This window comes from Halobacteriovorax sp. RT-2-6 (assembly GCF_047085025.1).
Taxonomy (GTDB): Bacteria; Bdellovibrionota; Bacteriovoracia; order Bacteriovoracales; family Bacteriovoracaceae; genus Halobacteriovorax_A.
Window position 1 is genome coordinate 152,911 of record NZ_JBKIYH010000001.1, and the last position, 19,433, is coordinate 172,343.

Genomic DNA, 19,433 nt, shown 5'->3' on the forward strand with positions numbered 1-19,433 from the left:
TATTGATTTATATTCGAAGGGCCGTATTTATACGGCCCTTTTTTTATCTTGCGTGAATTACTTTTAGGATACTACTCGAAAGTGTTTTAGCATCAACCCAGATCTGTCCCTTCTCATCAACTTCCCAGGCCTGATCATATTTACGATAATCACCCCAGCTATTTCTAACAAGGTATTGGCATGAGTTATCTTGGGCCTTACGTTGTCCAATAACAAGGACAGAGTGATTGCTACAACTTCCATTCATAGCAGGAAGAGAGCGTTTAAAACTTTTGTTTTTTTCTGTTAAAACTTCTGCACAGATATCGACGATAACTGGTAAGTTGTTTCCTGATTCAAGACTATCACTTATGTTTTGGATAGCGTTTTGGTTAATTTCATCAACTTGAAATCGCTGTTTGAATTCTTCATCAGTTTCATGAAAACCAATGTCACTTGGAGAGTAGTCATGGTATTCAAGCTCTGGCAGATTTAAGTTTATCTTGTGGCCTTCACATAGTTTTTCAAAAACAAGTTGTTCTCTTAAGTAAAAACCTTTTTTCGAAACGGCCTGGGCCAACGTTTCATCTTCAACAATATTAAAGAATTCATCTGCTACACCACGAAGTTTTAGTTCGTTTTTTAAAGTAGAAACTTTTTCTTCAATTGATTTATTTGCATAGAATTCGTAAACAAACGGCTCCCAAAAAGTATTAGGGTCTTTGATTCCAATTGACGTAAGAAAGTTTTGATCACAGCTATATCCTTGCTTCATCTGTTTAAAGAGAATATTAATTTGTCCGACACCAAGGCCTGAGCGACCGGCCCCTCTTGATATATTCGAAAGGAGATTAACGCTACTACCATTGTCTCTTGTTGGTGATAGCTTTGTTTGTAAAGCTGTCGTGATAGGGGAAGTTATATGCCCTTTTGCTTTCATATCATTTTGAATAACAGCATCAATAAATTGTGAGCCAGCAAATGCATAACACATTTGAGAGTCTGTCTTCTTCCCATACATTTGGTCGTGTATAGGGAGGTCTTTAAAAGGAGCATTCTCTCCTTTATCAAGACGTATCTCTTGGCAATCATTTGCATAAATTGTTGTTGATAGGAGTGTTAGTGATGTGATGAATAGTTTTTTTATTTTTATCATTTGATAAATATACAGTGGAATAGTTTCTATTCTTTGTTTGGTGTAGAAATTTCTAGCGTGTTAAGTAATAAGACAGAATTCATTTCAAATTTAATGTCATCTTATAAAAGCGTTTATATTATTGACTCTTTTGCGATAGTGTTCATTTTTTAGACGGCCTAAGTGATTGAATGCCTTATAATAAATTGGCACTAGCATTGCTTTATATATCCATGTGAAGAAACTTATTATCGCTCTATTCTTGGTCGCAACTAATGCATACGCAATGAATCTTACATATATTTATGGAGGCATTACACCGCATATTCAAAAGCCAACAGGGCCTAATGCAAGACCACTATGTAATGAGTTATCAGAAGGTAGTGGAGTAATTTTTAATGAATTGCACTCAGTACGATTCAACTATGCCCATGACTGGTCCACTGGACTACTTGTTGGTGAGAATTCGTACTGTGAGCCAATTTGGGGAGTAACCCAAAGCTATAACTTTTACCGCAATAGATATGTAGAGATCAATGGAACTGTAGGGTTTTATCACTTCGATGAAAATGGTTTCGATTTTAGCGAGGGTGCATACTTTGCTAATATTGGTGACTTCTACTTTGTTCCAATCGTAGGTGCGGAAGTAAATTTTAGTCTTTACAAAGATAAGGACTTTCAAATATCTTTCATGAACCTGCTTACTCCGGTTATTACAAATCATTCTTTTGGAGTAACGTTTTTCTTCTAATTTACAAATATTTGACAGAGTTCTTATTTACAAATGTTCATTTTTGGTATAAGGTATAACTTATACTTAAGATAAGGTTGAAATTATGTTAGAAACAAGCCAATTACAAACTCTCGTGGCCGTGGCCCGTGCTGAAAGCTTCTCTCGTGCAGCTGAGGATCTCAATGTGACTCAATCTGCTATCTCTCAATCAGTTAAGAATTTAGAGACTAAAATAGGCGTTAAGGCCTTCAAGAGGACTGGTAAGAAAGTTGTTCTAACTCAAGAAGGTGAGAAGCTCTATGAGCTTGCGACTAACTTTTTAAATGATATGGATGAGACTCTTGTCCAGATTAAAGATAATAAAGATGAAATGAAGGGAAAGATTCGTATTGGGACACTTACCGGTGTTGGTAAATCCTGGCTTGCTAACGAGCTTCTAACATTTGCTGAGCAAGAGAAAGACCTTTCAATTCATATTTCTTTAGGTTTCCAAGAAGACCTAATTAAAAGTTTTGAAGAAAATAAAATCGACTTTTTAGTGCTTCCTGAAGGAGCACTACCGAAGGCCGGTGAGAAGCTACTATTAAGTGAAGAGGCCGTTACTCTTGTTTATCCGAAAGGGAATCCTTTTAATATAACTGAGCAAACTTCTCTTGATGAGCTCACTAAGATGCCTACAGTTCTTTTTGAGCAAGGTGATCGTCTTTACTATAACTGGTGTGTTGCAAAGTATGGGAAGAAGCCTAAAAAGGTAAATGTTCGCTACTCAATTAACTCACATGGAAATATGCTACAGGCCGTAAAGAGTGGCCTTGGTATCGCTGTTGTTCCTAATCACGTTTTAAAACGTTGGTACTATAGTGATGAAATCGAAACTTTAGGCAAAGCATTTGAAGTTTCTAATGACCGTTTCTACATTGTCTATCATAAGGAATCGACAGAGCTAGTACGTATTAGAAAGACAATTGAAATGCTTACTAAAGAGGTAAATCCATTTCTTTAGACTCTGCTATGAAGAAATATGACCTCTCTAATATTCCAAACTCGATACAACTTTTCATTAGAAAGAGTTGGGAAAAAGGCTTTAGGCTTTGTCTTGTCGGTGGAAATGTTAGGGACTGGTATCTTGGTAAGAAATCTACAGACTTTGATTTTGAAATCAGACATCTTGATCGCTACGAAGGGGAGAGTTGGATTCAATTTCTAACTGAAAGCTTTCCTGAGGCCAAGTATATTGGAATGGGAGTTTTTCGTATCAATCTCGGTGAGGCCGAAATCGAATTCTCGTCTGCTCGTCTTGAAGTATTTAATGAAGATATAGGTCATAAGAACTTTACCCCATTTTTCTCTAGTAATTTAAGCTATGCTGATTCATTTAAACGAAGAGATCTTAGGCTAAATGCCATTGGTGTTGAGTTTAATATCGTTAATGACGAAATTCAGTTGAACACCATCGATCCATTTGAAGGCATTAAAGATATTGAAAATAAGGAGATCAATTATATTGATTCCGATTTCTTTAACGATCCAGTAAGGCTTCTTAGAACAATTCGCTTTAGTATCAATACAGGATTTGAAATTATTGAAGATGATAATTATCGAAAGTTTAATTTGAGAAAAATTTCTCTTCATTATCTAAAATATGAATCATCAAAGTGCATTAATTGTCAGCTTTTTGTTGAAACACTAGTGAAATTAATAATACGTTTTAATATAAAACTACCAATTGCTCTAAAGGATCTTCCTTTGTTAGAGAATCATTATCTTGTAAATGATCTACACTCGATTGAGGAAGTTGTTTTGTATAACTATGCAGGCTTTAGTGAAGAACTTTACTCTTTCTTTGCTATTAAGAAAAACCAATACAAGAAAATTTTAAGCTTTATCACTGCTAAAGAAGAGCTTTCTAAATGTGATAGCATCGAATCTCGAATCGATTTTATCAACTCTATTTGTCGTTTAGATGATGATAGTAGACTAGAAAACTACGACTTGTTTACAAAGATAAGAAGTTATTTAAGTGAACATCGTTCGAAAGATGCTAGAAATAAGGCAATCAGCTCTTTGGCCAAAAGTGAGCTAGGCAAAAAACTCCTAAATAAATAATGCACTAGATTTCTACAGGAATTTCATGTCATAATAAAAGAAGGAAAATCCTTCTTGGGGGAGTTATGGTTGACATACATTCAATAATTGCAACTCATAAAAATAAAGAAGTTGATTCAAGTAAGATCGATACGAACTCTTATCCTATTCCTACGTTTTCTGATATCCCTGAAATATTTTTTGATGAGATTCTTGTTAACTATCGTTTAACAAGAGTTGAAATCGTTGTTTTAATGTATCTCTATCGTCGTGTTTGGGCGAAAACAAATCCATATCGTGAACATGGAATCTCTCAACTAATGTCTTTGTCTGAAATAGTTGAAAGGCTACAAATATCTTTAGAGGAAATTCATCAATCAATTCTTAAGCTTGAAAACTTTGGATTCATTTCTACTATCAGAGTTGGCCAATATTTTGTCAGAAGATTCTTTACGAAAGAATATGACGAGTATTATGGTCAAAATTATGATGACTTTGAAGTTTAGATTTTGTGTCAAACTTATAATCCCTGTAAAACCAATATGTTGTGTACTCTTTTTTAAAACATGATATCATGTAGATAAGATTAATTTGCTGGAGCTAATTTGTGTCAAAAAAGATTGCTTATCTAGGACAGGATCTTGGTTATTGGGATGACCTAAAGAAAGTTTACGCCAAGACTTATCCTGATGAAGAAAAGAGTTTTCATCATTTTTCTTATAATGAGAAAAATATCAATCTTTGTATTTATGATCTCTTTGAGTTGGCCCCTTCAATTATCTATATCGACATAAAGAAAGAAGAAGTTTTTGGACATAATTTAGGAATGATTCTTAAAAGAATTCATTTTTTTAGATCGATACCTGTCGTTGCAATTGTTAGTAATTTAGATGAAGTTAAAAAATTAATATCAATTCATTTTGACTTCGTATTTGTTAAGGGGATTGAAGTTCACGATGTTGTACACCACCCTTATAAGCTTCGCTATCCTTCAGAAGCTGTTTCTTCAGAGTTTGCTTTAGCTAAATTAACAGCACCTATTAAATTAAAAGAGATTGCTCGTGTTGGTTTTTACGGACTAAGCACAATGCATATTGAAAGTAATAATATCGCACAAGAAGGTAAGCTCGTTGAAGTCGAGCATTCTTTAGAAAAGAATTTAATGGCGACAAATTACTTCATTGCTCGCAAGCACGGGTTTGATAATATCTATTATGGAGCAAATGGCTGGTCAGAGTTAGAGTATTTATTCGTTGATCCTGCAAAGCGTGAAGATGGAAGCTTTAGTTTTAATGTAGAAGATTTATCAGAAGATGAGCTTAATAAAAAACTAAAGATTGGTAAAACGTTTAAGTCTTGGGTTAATGATAACTCTTCATATGGGTCACAAAAGCGTACAAAGCTATTTATGGTCGATCCTCAATTACATTATTTCAAGCAAAGTGAAAAGTTAATCGATACTTATGATTTTGTTTTCCGTATCAATGAAAAATTTGATCAGGACTATACTTATGTGGGCCGTTTAAATCCAGATATAATTGTCTATTGTTATCCTGATTTTATTTCAGATGTTGAGATGGAGGATGCTAAGGATAATCAAGATGTAGAGCAGATGGCCAATGTTGCTCAAAATCTTGAAGAGTTCCACAAGAGGCAAGACGAGATTCTTAAAGATGCGATTAGCAATATTAAAAAATTAAGTGATAACAATCCTTATTTTATCGTCATAAATTGTGATCGATATGATTCAAAGGCCTTTCAAGAAAGATTTAATTATCAATTTGCTCTCGTAAATCCAACAATGATTGGTATGAATGTTCTATCTCAAATGGTACATCAGTTAGAAGAAAGACGCCTTGTTAAAGAAGAACAAGAGCTTAATACTAAAATTGCAGCATTAAGAAAGAAAGATCCAATTAAGTATGCTAAATTGAATAAGTCATACTTTGATCCACCTAAATACTTCATTAGTAAAAAGTCACCTTTAAGTCATGCTCTAATTATAAGAGACGCTAAGTTAATTGAAATTTCTGAATCAATATGTTTCTTTTCTTTAGATCAAGAACTTGTTCTAGGGAATTACTATCTAACTCATCCTTTTAATTTTGCAGTAAAAATCATTCCTCAAGATGGTAATGTTTTTATCAAGGACGGCAATACTTACAAATATAAGGGGCTGATACACGCCATTGGCGAAAAAGAAAAGATGCGTCTTCGACAATTTGTAAATGATATCTACACTCAACATAAAAAAGAGATCCGAGAAAAAGAAGCACTTGAAATGCAAGAGGCCAATGCTCGATTCTTAGAAGAACAAAGAAAGGCCGGTCTAACTGAAGAAGAGGCCGCGGCCGAGGCTGAAGCGCAGGAGCAAGCTCTTAAGGAAGAAAAGCTTAAGAATACGGCCCCTGAGAATATGGATCTTTTAAATGATCTTGATGCTGCTATCACTAAAAAATCAGGACAGTAGTCTGAGTAGTTTGTTCAACTAAGTTGCTAAACATTCTCTTCTTTTCTTACATCTTGTGATTTATTTTCCAACTGCCATTAAAATGAAAGGATATTTTCATGGAGGAAGATAATGAGAAATCTAATGCTAGCATTGATGCTATTAGTATCGAGCAATGTTCTTGCGCTAAATTCAGATACAGTAAATGAGAAATTCAATAATAGATTCTCTTTTGAAAGAGATGACTCTGGAAAGCTTATTGCTGTAAGAGACCGTACTATTCGTACACAATTCAAATTCAAGGATTATGTTGAGTATATTAAAAACTCAATCCTAAATGAACAGGCCCTGATGTCGCAAAGTGGCTTAACTGGAAATTATGAAGCAGAAGTTGAAGGTCTATTTGAAACTGGTCACAGCTTTTTAGGAAATGATTTTCAAACTCAAAAAAATGTAAAAAGAGTTGTTACATCTATGCGTGCATTTGAAGGTGTTGACTTCAATGCAATTTTTGCTGATGAAAACTTTAATAACTTAATTGAAGAGTTTGGTTCAAAGATTAAAGATGCTTTCTATTATATTGATCCAACAATAATTGCTAAGCCTGATAATGCAACTTTCTTTTATCGTAAAAATGTAACTTATAAGATTGTAAATTGGGCGCTAAATCAAGCGCGTAAGCGTTTATCAACTGTTCCAGCTCTAAATACAGCTTTTTATGTAATTACAGAGACGGAAAAGCTTTTTAGAACAAGACGTTTTTATCACCAAAACCTTCTATTACATTATCTTGAATTTGCAACTCCTGTGGAGCTTGGTCTATCTAAGGAAGAAGCTGATCTTATTTATTCTTCTATCTATGAATCAAGAATTGATTGGATTGCATTTTGGGAGTCAAATAGTGCTAAGTTAAACTGGTCAAGATATGGAACAGCAAGCTTTTATTCTCAATTTAGAACAGCTACAAATCGTTTTAGATCTTATAAGTCAAAGTATTCAGAGGTTGGCGAAAGAATTAACTATGGTTTCCAAGAGGTAACACTAGATGGCGAAAGAGTTATCGTTAACTTATTCGACGGTAATCATACATTTGATAAGTCTCCAGCGATTGCTTACTCGTTTGATCGTCCTAATCGTGTAAAGAGACTTAGAAGCGTACTTACTCTTGCTAGCCTTGGCCTAAGTTTTGTACCACTTCCTGCAATTATTAAGGATAATGTTGATGGTTTTATTAAGTCATACTATAAGCAGCAACAAATCACTGAAGGAGCGCTGATTGGATACTTCGAAATGAATGATGACCAATTTATGCTTCAAGAAATTAGATCTCAATATATCAATCCATTTATGTAATAAAAAAGGGCCTCTTAGAAGGCCCTTTTTTTATGCTGCTTTATGATTTGATTTTATGACTGTTAGAATTAAAAAGATCGTTTGCACTGCAAAGAATGTTCCTAGGAAGTAGGCACCACCTTGAGAGAATCCATAAGAGTGAAGTCCTGTTGCTAGGATGTAGTTAACTCCAAACCATGCCATCATTACACTCATGAAAGCTGCTGCAACTAGTACTGAAAAGCTCTTATTTGTGATCCAATTTGTGTACTTTCCGTGAAGGATTGCCATGTAGATACAAAGTACAATTAATGACCATGTCTCTTTTGGATCCCATCCCCAGAAACGTCCCCAAGAGTAATCGGCCCATACACCACCAAGGATAATTCCTGCTGCAAGCATGATGATACCGTATTTAAGAGTCGTATAGATTAGATCGTTATAATATGTCTCATCTTCAACTTTAAAGTCTGTGAAAGCTCTTTTGAAAAGAATTGTATTTGCTAAAATCCAACTAAGAGCAAGGGCACCATAAGACATGATAATTGTCGTAACGTGTGTGCTTAGCCAGAAGTTATCTCTTAGAACGGGAACAAGTGGACTAATCGATGGTGAAACCATATTTGTCGCAAATGTAATCATCATAAGTGTACATAGGTTGTATGCAAGTCCCATGTATAGGTAAGTCTTTTCATTTTTCAGGTGACCAATGATCATCGATAGAAGTAGAGCACCATAGCCTGAAAAGATCACTGTTTCATACATATTTGTAATTGGCGCACGTCCTGAAATATAAACTCTTAATGCGATATAAACAGTTTGAACAATGATTGTAAGTGTTGATAGAGCAAGAGCTACACCAAATTTCTTGAAAAGAACTAATGCTGCCAAGCCAATTAAAGTAAGAGCGAAAGCGATTTTAGTTAGTTGTAGCTTATCGAATAAGAATTCTGTTAAATACTTCTCTCCTTTAACTTCGATATAGTCTTTCTTTGCTTTAGCAAATACATCTTTAAATGGAGTTGAAGATACTTGCGCTAGAGCGTCTACTTTTTCTTTTGTTAGAAAGTTTGTTACAGGCTCCCAGCTTATCTCATTACCCATTTTTACAGGTAACTGCCAGTTGTTCCCACTTGTTATATCTTGATAAAGAGCGATCTTGTTAAGGAGTCTATTAAGCTCCTTCTTGTAACCCGACTCAACCTTTTCTTTCTGGTAGGCCATTCTAATCGTTACATTTTCATCGATTAAGTCATCAAGTGCCATTGAACTCTTGCCGCCAAGAAGTTCCTTTGCGTTCTTGTGTTCAATCTTTGTCTCAAGCTTAAATGGAGCCTCTAGGCCAAATGCCTTAGAGCTAAGAAGACAAAATGTATCTACTGATGAGTATCCTTTTGCCTTGTACTTTCCTGTTAGGTGATGAATTACTTCCTTTGCATGTACAGTAAGCGGCTTAATTCTTCCATCTTGAAGAATTGGAAGCTTACCTAATTCATCATTACAAAAATTAACGTTTGCAAGTGTACTTGTTGCAATAAGTAAACTTAGTAGTATCTTAATCATTTCTTATCTCCTAGTTGGCCATTATCTGCTACTTCAAGACCTAATAGGTCCTTAGTTTTTCTCTTTGGGCGATAATTTAAGTAGTAATGCCATAGAGAGCCTAATACGAGTAGGATTGAGCCTAGGTATTTAATCCAGCGTCCTTGATCAAGGTTAACTGATAGGGTTGAACTATATTGTCCAGTTTCTGGGTCCTGTGAGTAAGAGGCCTGGTAAAATGTGAAGCCATCATACTTAAGGGGGTTATTCATATAGATATGATATGGAGATGTCTCTCCGTCTGTGAATAAGTTAACAAAACTCTCATAACTCGCTGGACGGTTAGTACCAGGGTCTTTATCCATCTTAAATCGAGTTAACGTAAACTCGAATGGTAGAAGAAACGATCTCTTTGTTAAGTAAACATTAGTCTTTACACCATCGATTAGAACAGAAACAGGCTTGTCATCTGTTAGCCAATATTCCTTGTCTCTAACTTGGATTTTTGCAGCTCTCGTAATACCTTTTACAAGGCCTCCGTTTTGCTGAATAGGAAGAGTTGATTCTGGAACCATTGTTGGAACAAGATTTTGTTCATTACGTACAAGTTTTAAAGTAAAGCCCATCCAAGGAAGTGACATTAGGCCTTGGCCATCAAAACTTTGGCTTACCCATTTATCTGCATCCTTATCAAAGAAAGATGCTGAATCCCCAAAAAGGAATAGGTTCGGTTTTTCTTTAAAAAGATTTTTTGAAAATACTCTAATTGGAGCATTCATTGCTGGCTTTAATTCTTGATCAAGTGCCCATGGGCTTAAGTCTGGAAGAAACGAGTAAACATTTTCTCCATCTTTAATGACAAAGAATCGTTTATTTGTTGCTGTCTCTTCTACCTTGATATTTTTCTCTTCAGCTGTGTAGCATTGAGATGTTCTTGAGTCCCATAGAATTAATCCACTATCACTTGGTGTAGAAAAGCATGGAGCAAGTGTCTTTGGTAAGTAAGTGATGCTTAGAAGTCCCATGCTTAGAGAGGCTTGAAAATCAAATGCTTCAGGATGAAGACTTAGAGTGAAGTCTTGGGCCACGTTATCATTAGAGATGATATAGCTTGATGAATGCATATTCTCAGAGTCATTTACGCTATCTTTGGCCGGCTGCCAACGCATAACTTTATCAGCAAATGGAATGTACTCTTTAATTTCAATTTCTTTATATGTAACATCAATACTACTATCAAATGCACTATAAGGTAGGGGAAGAACAGCTCTTGTGTTCTCATCTGGACGAGTGATCTCAATTACATCTTCATTTAAAACAACTTGCCTCGATGGGCTCATTGGTTGTAAGTGAATTGTCCCGTCGATACCTGCGATATATGTGACAAAAGAACCAATACCAATAATGATAAGGCCGGCGTGAATTGTATAGAATCCGTAAAGTCTCTTTTTAACTGGAAGTCTGATTAATGCCGCAAATAGAATACTTAGGCCCATGAAGAATTGGATGGCCATAAACCACCATGTCTTATAGATAAGTCTTCCTACAAAATCTGTTCCGTAATAACTTTCAACGAATGTTCCTACAATCATTGCAAGTGAAAATAGTGAGATAATAAAAACTGCGAATTTCATTGAGCCAATCGAACGCTCAAAGTACTTGTAATTGAACTTGTTACTTATCATTGCTTTTTAGCCTTTTTCCTTTGCTAAATTAAATAGCATAGTTGGTAAAGAGAGGCTATGGATTTCAAAAAGTTTTCAAAAACCTTACAAAAGTGGCGCGCTTTTTATGATCATGTACGCAATATAAACAATTGAGTAGAGAAAGAGTTGATGAGTAACATAAATGATGAATGAGTGCTTACCTAAGAACTGAATAAAGCGCATAATTTTCCACTGAGGATAGTCGATTTGATGCCATTTTAGATGAAAGAAGGTGATACCAAGCATCGAGACTGCGGCCCATGGAAAGACTGCTATATAATCTAGTGAAGCGTGACTCATTTCTGGAAATGGAATGGCATATGGAGTCATTTGAAGCACGAGAATTACCAATGCAAGTAATGCGCTAAGCCAAGGTTTTTTTCTTATAGGAGTCACTAGGATTGTTGTGAAGAAGATACAGTGTAATGTTCCAAAATAGATCCAATTTTTTGGAAACATAAAATATGTTGAGATACTGATAATTAGTGCCGCTATTCCGATCTTTGCGAGGCGAATTAGGTAGGGACGTGGGTGAATCTTTCCTGGGTGTGCCATGCACATTGAGACACCTACTGAAAACATAAAGAGAGTCACAATAAGGCGTGGAAGATAGTACCAAAACCCTGGTCTAAAAAATTCAACATCCACAAAACCAAAGACATCAAGATCATAAGTAAAGTGGAAGATAATCATTAAAATGACGGCAACACCTCTGGTCAGGTCAATTAGGTGGTATCTCTTTTTTACTGTTTGTGAATCTTGTGTCATTTCTAAATGATAGCATAATCTCTTAATTTATGGTCAAAAGTATTCAAAGCTGATAATTTGATCCATACAAAAAGGTGGATAATGACAATTTCAAATAAAGCACATGAGCTTCTTAGGGAGCTCGATCCTGCACAATTTAATCAATATATTTCTGCAAACTTCTTTGATGATAGCTTTATGGCAAATGAAGAGGATGCATTGAAGAAAAAGGCCCTACTTTATAGTGCTCTTACTATTATAAAAAAAGTTGGCCCGGCATCACTATTTGTTATGACTTTTAGAGAAGCCGAAAGTTTTCTAAGAGATAATGCTAGTGAGCATAGCTGGCCTAATGTTTTGGATTTAAAAAAGTGGTTTGAAACAATCTTGCAAGAGATTCAAAAAGAATTTTTTGAAAATGCACTTATGAATAATAAGATTGAGATTCTTAATTGGGAGAAATTGTCTTTGCAAGAGCGAATTCAGAAAATGGCCCTACTTATAGATAATGTGAATACTACATTGGAGAGTTATAATTTAGGTCAAATTGAATTATTTAGCATTGAAGAAAATGAGGTCTGTGTAGATGATGGGATAGCTTTTGGTGGCTTGCGTCAGTTACAGGCCGATAGTTTAAAAGAAATTATTTACGATGGAATCGCTAAGTATTTGAACTTTAGCTTTCAATCTCAGCGTATAAAATTAGTTGCGCAGTGATGTATAAGCAGTTAATATTAGATAGCTATACGGTAAAGAAAATTAACAAATTAGATATTATAAAAGAGGAAGTAGAATGAAGTTAACGGCCCTTGCACTTATCACACTAGGTATTTTTTCAATGAATACTGCTCACGCTCAAAGCGCGGCCAAAGGTAAGACTCTATATTCACGTTGTATTTCATGCCACGGGGATAATGGGGAAGGAAAGAAGTCGATGAACGCTCCTCGTATTGCTGGACAATACGACTGGTATATCTATTCATCACTTGTTCAGTTTAAAACTGGTGAAAGAAAGAACCCAGATATGTTACCATTTATTAAAGGTCTGAACGACTCAGACTTTAAAGATCTTGCTGCTTATATCTCTACGCTATAATTGTAGAAAGATCTCAGTTTTTTACAATATTATTTACTAGGAAGGAATCATGGTAAAGGCCATTCAATTAGGTGAACTAAGTTTTGAGTCAGTTACATCTCAAAAGAAAGTAAAAGACGTTTACGACTATAACGTTGAGGCATTTTCTGATAGTCCAGATTTCAAGTGGACATTAGATGATATTAAGAAAGAGTTGTCTGATGGTTGGCAGCTTTATTCAGTAAAGTTATCTGAGGAGATTATTGCAGCTGCTTTCGTTAAGAAAGAGGGTGACAAGCTTCTTTGTAAGAATACATCGATTAAGATGCAACATAGTGGAAGTGGTTTTTCTCACAGAATCATGGACTTTTTTGAGCAAGCAGCGAGAGAGTTTGATGTGAAGGAAATTGTTCACTTCTGTTCAATTGATAATTTCAGACAGTATTCACTAAATGAAAGTCACGGTTATGAGAAGACGGCCCGTCGTCTTGGAAATAACGGACACACTACTGAGTGGATTAAGCAAATTAGTAAGTAGTAGCAGGATAATGTCTTGTGCTTAGGGGAGACTCGTAGCGAGTCTTCCCCCAACTCTTTTCGATTCTTCCCGTCTTATTATCGATAATTGCTGTAAATGATTGCGGCATCCCATTTACATCACGATTTACAATATAAATACTCTTATCTGTTATTTTTAACCTCTTTACGATTTCGAATTCACTATCTGCAAGGATAGGTAGGTTCTTTTTAACTTTCTTAATTACAGCGATGTCTTCTTTTGTGAGCTCTTTAGCAACTTCTGCGAGAGAGTCTGATTCGCTCACTTCTGTATTTGGCGTTGCTGTAGAAGGGATCGATGCAATTTTTCGTGAGTGATCGCTATGGCCGTGGTGATGCTTGCGCGCTTTAAAGCGTGTCTTCTTCATACTGTCTGTAGGTGAGTATTCTTTAGAGATCGTTTTTGCATCATTTTGATATGAAGAAATAATAAATAATGCTGCTAACGAAATACTGCAAAATATTAAAAACTTTCTCATCGAGGCCTTCTTTTGATTGCTTCTATTGCTCAATCGTAAAGTTAATATTTAAAATACTAAAAGGTTCTTCACCCGCAAATTCATAGTCTTTAAAATCGTCATAGTTCGAACTACTAAGATCATGGTAACAGTCTTCACAATTTGCAAATGTCATACGTAGACGACAAGATACTTCTGTTCCTAGTGGTATATTTTTATTGATTTCAAAGAACATAATATTTGAGTCAGTAAAGAGTGGCGCTCCTTGCTCGGCCTGCATTGTTTCTTGCCAGTTTGACTTTGGTGCCATGAATGGAATGTTTTGAACATTTGTGCTTGGAATTGCTTTTACGAAACAATTATTTAAGTCATTCTGAGTGCGGTCTTCACCTTGACCTAAACAGTCTTTTTCAAGAAGTCCAATATCTGACTTCATTTTCTTTAAGAATTCATGTTGGTTTAAAAGTTTTGTACTTGTTCCATCATTATAAGTAAGCATACAAACAGGCATGATTCTTCCTGTGTCGTTGTAATTAGTTTCATTTATAGGGTCACAAGCTTTTCCACCTTGTGAAACAGAAGGGTAGCCATCACTTAGATTTGAGCATGGAACTCCATCTTGCATATGGGCCCAATCTGAAGCAAGGATTCGTGTTCCTGCCATGATTGAACTAGAATTGTTATAGACGCTAACAAATAGACCTACGATCTCTCCAGGTGAAACCTTACCGTTTCCATTATTATATCGTGCATCTACTGTTGTAACTTCTCCAACATCCATTTGATTTTGAATTGTTTGATACACTGAAGAGCGAATATCAAATACACTTAATGATGAGTAAGAAGAGCGTGTGTCTTTAATAAGTAGATTCTTGTTAATAAGCTCTGACTTTTTACGATTAAGAGGATTAACAGTAATATTTGTCGTTGAAACTGAGTTTAAGTTATTATTGTAAGTTCTAAAAAGTAGCAGCCCGTATGAATCAAATAGTTGTTCTAAATTGTCCTTAGAAAAATTTTGGTATGTGCATAGGTTGTATTGGCTATTTGTAATATTATAAACATTTCTAGCAAGTGATTGCGAAAAACGTCTGAAGTTAATTGGATTTACTGACTTAAGCCATTCTTTTGCATATTGTTGATCAAGGTTGATTTGGCCACTAAGACCATCTTTTGCCTGTGCTGATAGATCTCCTAATTCTCCTAATGATTCAACAAGTGCGTAGAAAACAAGTTTCTTTGCACCGTCAATATTACCTGTACAACGTGTACTAAGTTCCTTTGTTAAAGCAACAAGAAGGTGACTGATGATTTGGCCATCGACGTGAATATCGTCAACACGGCTTTCTGTGTTGTAAACGTCGTAACCTAAGTATTCAGGATAGCTTAATCTTGAGTCTTCATCTGTTGAAATACCTGCAATGTGCATTGAATCGTCTTCTGAGATCGGGCGTGAAGCATTTGCAAATTTACCTAGTCCCCATTCACCCATGTGTTCTCTATTATTTGTGAAGTATGAGAAGTAATCTGCAATACCTTCATTTATCGAATAGGCCTCATCGTGACCAAAGTAGCCTAATGCAGATTCTTCAAGACAAATTGGATTTGATGTATTTAAACAAAAGGCAGCGTTAAATGCTCTGTTTCTGTGGTTCATTAAACGATCAACAATAGCATGTCCAAATTCGTGATAAATGACAGAAGGGTCTTGGGCCATCTTAATATTTTGATAACCAGGAATATAACCTAATTTGATTAGGAAGTTACTAGGATCAAAACTAGCATTTTTTCTAAGGCTAGCATCTGCGTGGACAACCAATTTTGCCTTATTAGAAGCATTCCAGTACGCCTTGTGTAGGTCTGTGTTTGTCGGTACTGAAGTATCATATGAAACTTCATTTAAGCGGTCGTAGACATAAGTTGTCACATCACCTAGATAAGTATCGATTACTTTTGCTGTATGATAGAAAGCATTGATTTGTAAGAACTCTGTAGTCGTAACAGGAAATGCCCATTTTCTCGATTCATTTTGAAAAGCTGATACACCAGCATCTTCAGTTACTTCGAGGCAATCTCCAATAAGTGAGCACGACTTTGTTAAGTATTCATTGCTTGTAATGTAAACAGGTGAGCGAGTTATTAGTGTTGATAAATCAGTATTCTCATCAGCAGCATAATCGCTTAGAACTAGTGGGTTGGCCGTTAAGATACGGCCATAATTTGCTGATACAGTGTCTTGTGTATTATTTAATGCTGATCCACCAGATCCTTCTCTTGATGAAGATGCTTGATCGACTACACATGAAGTTGCAAGGATACTGATACACCCTAAAGTCCCTAGTGTATGAAGTATTTCTTTTCTTTTTTTAACTATACGTACCGCAAATTTCAATTAGGCCTCCCATGCCCTTGAATCAATATAATCTTTTATTCTTTTCGTCTTATTGAATCATTCCATCTGACGCTAGGTCACGATCGATCTTTTCAATAAGTCCTGGAATAAATCCTTTTTGGCCGTATTGAGAACCATTGATGGCCGCACAAGCAGTTCCACTATATTTCTCACCAATACGGTTCCATTCACTTTGTAGTCCTGGAGAGCTAATTTGAGTAATAATCTTGGCCTCGTAAGCAACTCCTAAAGCGACTAACTTATCTTTTTCAAAGTCTTTTCTTTCTCTCGTAATACATTCTTCTTTTGCTGTATCGGCCTTGCTGTCACATAGTTTACCAACGTATTGGTCACGCCCAGAAGAGAGCATTTTACAAAGACCTTTTCCATCATAATCACCACTAATTTCTGATGCTCTATTCTTAAGAGACTGAATCTGTTGAGCGATAATTAGGTTCTTATCAGAAATCTCCTTAAGAGCATCATCACTCATTTGAGTATCTTCTTTGATAAAGTTTTGAATCTCTTCTTTATACTTACTCTCATCTTCAGATAGGTTGTCTGTTAACTTGTCTGTTAGAGATGTAATAAGTTGCTCATCATTTTGTCCACTATTAGAACAAGCGCTTTGTAGCTGAGCTAGAGATTTACCACTATTTGTTGACTCTTTAGAATCTCCATCTGATGGAATACTTCCTTCCGCTGATGCACTTGCACATAACTTCTTATACTCAGAGATTTGTTCAAAAATTAGTGTACTTGATGATCCACCATTCATTGCCATTTGAAGAGGTGACTGTCCACCTGCTTGGGCCTGTAGGATTGAAGCGATCTCAGTTGCATCTGAATAAAGATCACTTGCATTATTGTCTCCAGTACAACCTGGTCCTGGACTAGAGTCCTGTAGACCTTTTAACTTATAACAGAACTCAACCTGTTGTTGTGATGCCTCGGCAGCTTTCTCTGCACCTTCTTTCGCTGCTTTTTGAGCTGCTTGATTTCTGTCGTTAATTGCAGTGGCACAGTTCGATACGAACTCTTGCCATTTTCCTCTTTCTTCTTGAAGGCTCTGGTTAATTTTTTCAACTTGAGAAGCTAGGTGAGTATTTTGATTCTCAAACCATTTGTTAAGGTCTGCTCTCATGCTTGCACTGTTACCATTCATTCCTGCAAGAAGGTCACGCATAAAGACTTCAGGATCTTTTTCTAATAGAATACCTTTCGTTTCAGCTTCATCCATTGCTTGATCAAGGTCTTGAAGTTTTCCAAAAGTTAAACCTGAAGAAGCTGGAATACCATATGCTCTTGCCATTTCTGGTGTTAGGTTAGGGAACATATTTTTGTATGCATGATCCGAAACTTTTTGCATATGTGCTTGCATTTGCGCCATAAGTGCTTTTGCTTTATTTTCGTATTGCTGCATTTGTGCGTTGTAGACGTCTGCTTTTTGCTTAAGTTCTGCTGTTTTTGCGTTTACTAGTGTTTCTGTAAAAGTAGCACATGTATTAACATTGTCTGAACAAGCTGCGGCCTGTGTTACACAAAATGATTTACTAGAAGTTTCGTAAACATCTGGGCCACACTTGCTAAGCTCAACTGCATTTCCATTACAGTTGTAAATAAGCTCATCGATTTCGGCCATGATACTTCCACTTCCTTCAGAGGCAAGTGTTCTCTTTGTAAGTGACTGAAGTTCTTTAGCTTCTGCCTTAAGTGCTTTCGCTTCAGCACGGTATGTTTCAAGGTTTGCTACATCACCAGCTGGCTTAAGGTCACCATTGTAGATGGCCACACATTCATTTTTAATATCGCTATAGTATTCTCTAGCTGTTTTTGTCACACTTTTTCCACTGCTATTAGAAACAGTGATTCTAATATCATTATTATTAAATGAATTTGCTACGCTATCTAAAGAAGATAATGAAGTCGGATCAGAGAAGGCATTTGAAGCAGCTCTTTTAAAAGATGATAGTGTATCACCTTGGTTCCCAAGTCTAACGTTATCAAATGAGTTAACTGCTTGGTTAATTGGAGTCGAGTAGGCTGCGGCATTTTTACCTGTCATACATTCGATAATGAATTTTTCTTTGTATGAGTCTTCTGATTTTGAAGCTAAGCGATCAACTTTAATTAAAAAACTTGGATCATCAAATTTTGGAAGGTCTGCATCGCTTACACCAAGACTAGAAAGCATTGTTTGAACTTTCTTAAGTTTTGCTGTTGTATTTTGAGCAGCAAAAGTTCTTGCAGATGAGAATAGGTTAGCAAATTGAGTACCTTTGAAAAGGTCTTCTCTTAATGCTTCATCATATCCACCTGTAGCAAGTCTTTGAGCAACTTTCTTCTTATCAGACTCAATTTGATTTCTCATTGTGATAAGAGAGCTTCCTCTAAAGCGCTTTGCTTTACGGTCATCACTGCTTATTCTATCTTTTAATCCTACTAGGCCACCTTGCTTCTTAATGATTTTATTTACATCATATGCTTCTACACATGAAGCAGGCATTAATTTGTTAAAGTCAGTATTAATAAAGTCCTGACTTACGTTATTTCCACCGCCATTTAGTAGGGCATGGATTTCTTTAATTTTGATTCTATTCTTCTTTTGAATTTCTGCTACTTGCTTAAGCTCTGCTTCGAATTGTTCAATCATGCGATCATACTGAGATGTCATTGAAGCAAAGTTATCTTGAATACTCTTCATACCATCTTCGATACATTGAGATCCAATGTAAGGAGGTGTGTTTCTTGGTTTTAGAAAACTTGTGTATTCGTTTAAAATATTTTGTCCAAACTCTAGTGCCTGCTCTGGAATTTTTAGATTCCCACCAATATTACAAGCTCCGTTTGGTGCAAGGATTGGCTCAGGTGCAAGAGGACAATTAAATGCAGGGTGCATTCTTCTCGACTGAAGCTTTTGTTGAGCATCCGCCTTTGACTTGTTGAAAGCTTGAAGTGCTTGGATCTCTGTATTTGATAGACGTCCTTGGTTGTACATTTGTTGAGAGATATCCCCAATCATGTTTAGACCACCAATAACCGTCTTCATACCTGAACCAGACGTGAACTCTGACCAAGACTCACCATTTTTCTTAAAAGCGAATGCGCTCATTGGAATAGATGAATGAATAAGAGTCAGTGCCATTACGCTAACTTTAACTTTTTTGAAAGAGGAACTCGTTCCTTTCTTTCCTAAGTTATTTTGCTCTTTGGCCTTCGTTAATCTTTTCACTTTACTTCCC

General features: G+C 35.9%; 16 protein-coding genes. 9 read left to right on the top strand and 7 right to left on the bottom strand.

The window, feature by feature from the left end:
* Nucleotides 1-43: 43 nt before the first annotated feature.
* A complete protein-coding gene (locus tag ACMAYS_RS00750; RefSeq protein WP_103217087.1) occupies nt 44-1,135 on the bottom strand; it encodes a hypothetical protein in 1,092 nt (363 codons plus the stop codon).
* A 214-nt stretch (nt 1,136-1,349) separates the two neighbouring features.
* Between ACMAYS_RS00750 and ACMAYS_RS00755 the strand changes: the two genes are divergently transcribed.
* The 6 genes from ACMAYS_RS00755 (at nt 1,350) to ACMAYS_RS00780 (ending at nt 7,734) form a co-directional block, all read left to right on the top strand.
* Entirely contained in the window at nt 1,350-1,865 is a 516-nt protein-coding gene (locus tag ACMAYS_RS00755) for a hypothetical protein (RefSeq protein WP_146037784.1), read from the top strand.
* A gap of 85 nt (nt 1,866-1,950) precedes the next feature.
* Entirely contained in the window at nt 1,951-2,850 is a 900-nt protein-coding gene (locus ACMAYS_RS00760) for a LysR family transcriptional regulator (protein ID WP_103217089.1), read from the top strand.
* 8 nt (nt 2,851-2,858) lie between these two features.
* Nucleotides 2,859-3,953, top strand: a complete 1,095-nt coding sequence (locus ACMAYS_RS00765) for a hypothetical protein (protein ID WP_412462540.1) — start codon at nt 2,859-2,861, stop codon at nt 3,951-3,953.
* Nucleotides 3,954-4,018: 65 nt separating this feature from the next.
* On the top strand, nt 4,019-4,438 hold the full coding sequence (locus tag ACMAYS_RS00770; RefSeq protein ID WP_103217091.1) for a hypothetical protein: 420 nt from the start codon (nt 4,019-4,021) through the stop codon (nt 4,436-4,438).
* A 101-nt stretch (nt 4,439-4,539) separates the two neighbouring features.
* A complete protein-coding gene (locus ACMAYS_RS00775) occupies nt 4,540-6,402 on the top strand; it encodes a hypothetical protein (RefSeq protein ID WP_103217092.1) in 1,863 nt (620 codons plus the stop codon).
* Nucleotides 6,403-6,513: 111 nt separating this feature from the next.
* The gene (locus ACMAYS_RS00780; RefSeq protein WP_103217093.1) at nt 6,514-7,734 is read left to right on the top strand and encodes a hypothetical protein; all 1,221 of its coding nucleotides are present in this window, start codon (nt 6,514-6,516) and stop codon (nt 7,732-7,734) included.
* A 30-nt stretch (nt 7,735-7,764) separates the two neighbouring features.
* On the opposite strand, the gene ACMAYS_RS00785 is transcribed toward ACMAYS_RS00780, so the two are convergent.
* The 3 genes from ACMAYS_RS00785 to ACMAYS_RS00795 form a co-directional block, all read right to left on the bottom strand.
* Nucleotides 7,765-9,276, bottom strand: coding sequence for a cytochrome c biogenesis protein (locus tag ACMAYS_RS00785; protein ID WP_103217094.1), 1,512 nt, complete (start codon nt 9,274-9,276; stop codon nt 7,765-7,767).
* Nucleotides 9,273-10,940, bottom strand: a complete 1,668-nt coding sequence (locus tag ACMAYS_RS00790) for a cytochrome c biogenesis protein ResB (protein WP_393099556.1) — start codon at nt 10,938-10,940, stop codon at nt 9,273-9,275. Before ACMAYS_RS00790 ends, ACMAYS_RS00785 begins: the two co-directional genes overlap by 4 nt.
* A gap of 84 nt (nt 10,941-11,024) precedes the next feature.
* Nucleotides 11,025-11,729, bottom strand: a complete 705-nt coding sequence (locus ACMAYS_RS00795; protein ID WP_392992116.1) for a heparan-alpha-glucosaminide N-acetyltransferase — start codon at nt 11,727-11,729, stop codon at nt 11,025-11,027.
* Between the two features lie 81 nt (nt 11,730-11,810).
* Between ACMAYS_RS00795 and ACMAYS_RS00800 the strand changes: the two genes are divergently transcribed.
* The 3 genes from ACMAYS_RS00800 to ACMAYS_RS00810 all read left to right on the top strand — a co-directional run bounded on the left by ACMAYS_RS00800 (nt 11,811) and on the right by ACMAYS_RS00810 (nt 13,321).
* Entirely contained in the window at nt 11,811-12,425 is a 615-nt protein-coding gene (locus tag ACMAYS_RS00800) for a hypothetical protein (protein ID WP_103217097.1), read from the top strand.
* 76 nt (nt 12,426-12,501) lie between these two features.
* Entirely contained in the window at nt 12,502-12,804 is a 303-nt protein-coding gene (locus tag ACMAYS_RS00805) for a c-type cytochrome (RefSeq protein WP_021267353.1), read from the top strand.
* Between the two features lie 49 nt (nt 12,805-12,853).
* Entirely contained in the window at nt 12,854-13,321 is a 468-nt protein-coding gene (locus ACMAYS_RS00810; protein WP_103217098.1) for a hypothetical protein, read from the top strand.
* Here ACMAYS_RS00810 and ACMAYS_RS00815 read toward each other — a convergent pair.
* The 3 genes from ACMAYS_RS00815 to ACMAYS_RS00825 are packed head-to-tail and all read right to left on the bottom strand — an operon-like array spanning nt 13,311 to nt 19,423.
* Nucleotides 13,311-13,820 carry a hypothetical protein gene (locus tag ACMAYS_RS00815; protein WP_103217099.1) on the bottom strand — a complete coding sequence of 170 codons (510 nt, stop codon included), beginning with the start codon at nt 13,818-13,820 and terminating at the stop codon, nt 13,311-13,313. The two genes, ACMAYS_RS00810 and ACMAYS_RS00815, sit on opposite strands and share 11 nt — an antisense overlap.
* Before the next feature lie 22 nt (nt 13,821-13,842).
* Nucleotides 13,843-16,191 (bottom strand): hypothetical protein, encoded by a 2,349-nt coding sequence (locus ACMAYS_RS00820; RefSeq protein WP_412462541.1) that lies wholly within the window; start codon nt 16,189-16,191, stop codon nt 13,843-13,845.
* A 49-nt stretch (nt 16,192-16,240) separates the two neighbouring features.
* On the bottom strand, nt 16,241-19,423 hold the full coding sequence (locus tag ACMAYS_RS00825) for a hypothetical protein (RefSeq protein ID WP_412462542.1): 3,183 nt from the start codon (nt 19,421-19,423) through the stop codon (nt 16,241-16,243).
* Nucleotides 19,424-19,433 lie beyond the last annotated feature (10 nt).

What these genes read in the sequence shown, in the direction of transcription:
- ACMAYS_RS00750 (WP_103217087.1), bottom strand. Translation starts at nt 1,135, where the DNA reads ATGATAAAAATAAAAAAACTATTCATCACATCACTAACACTCCTATCA.
- ACMAYS_RS00760 (WP_103217089.1), top strand. Translation starts at nt 1,951, where the DNA reads ATGTTAGAAACAAGCCAATTACAAACTCTCGTGGCCGTGGCCCGTGCT.
- ACMAYS_RS00765 (WP_412462540.1), top strand. Translation starts at nt 2,859, where the DNA reads ATGAAGAAATATGACCTCTCTAATATTCCAAACTCGATACAACTTTTC.
- ACMAYS_RS00770 (WP_103217091.1), top strand. Translation starts at nt 4,019, where the DNA reads ATGGTTGACATACATTCAATAATTGCAACTCATAAAAATAAAGAAGTT.
- ACMAYS_RS00780 (WP_103217093.1), top strand. Translation starts at nt 6,514, where the DNA reads ATGAGAAATCTAATGCTAGCATTGATGCTATTAGTATCGAGCAATGTT.
- ACMAYS_RS00785 (WP_103217094.1), bottom strand. Translation starts at nt 9,276, where the DNA reads ATGATTAAGATACTACTAAGTTTACTTATTGCAACAAGTACACTTGCA.
- ACMAYS_RS00790 (WP_393099556.1), bottom strand. Translation starts at nt 10,940, where the DNA reads ATGATAAGTAACAAGTTCAATTACAAGTACTTTGAGCGTTCGATTGGC.
- ACMAYS_RS00795 (WP_392992116.1), bottom strand. Translation starts at nt 11,729, where the DNA reads ATGACACAAGATTCACAAACAGTAAAAAAGAGATACCACCTAATTGAC.
- ACMAYS_RS00800 (WP_103217097.1), top strand. Translation starts at nt 11,811, where the DNA reads ATGACAATTTCAAATAAAGCACATGAGCTTCTTAGGGAGCTCGATCCT.
- ACMAYS_RS00805 (WP_021267353.1), top strand. Translation starts at nt 12,502, where the DNA reads ATGAAGTTAACGGCCCTTGCACTTATCACACTAGGTATTTTTTCAATG.
- ACMAYS_RS00810 (WP_103217098.1), top strand. Translation starts at nt 12,854, where the DNA reads ATGGTAAAGGCCATTCAATTAGGTGAACTAAGTTTTGAGTCAGTTACA.
- ACMAYS_RS00815 (WP_103217099.1), bottom strand. Translation starts at nt 13,820, where the DNA reads ATGAGAAAGTTTTTAATATTTTGCAGTATTTCGTTAGCAGCATTATTT.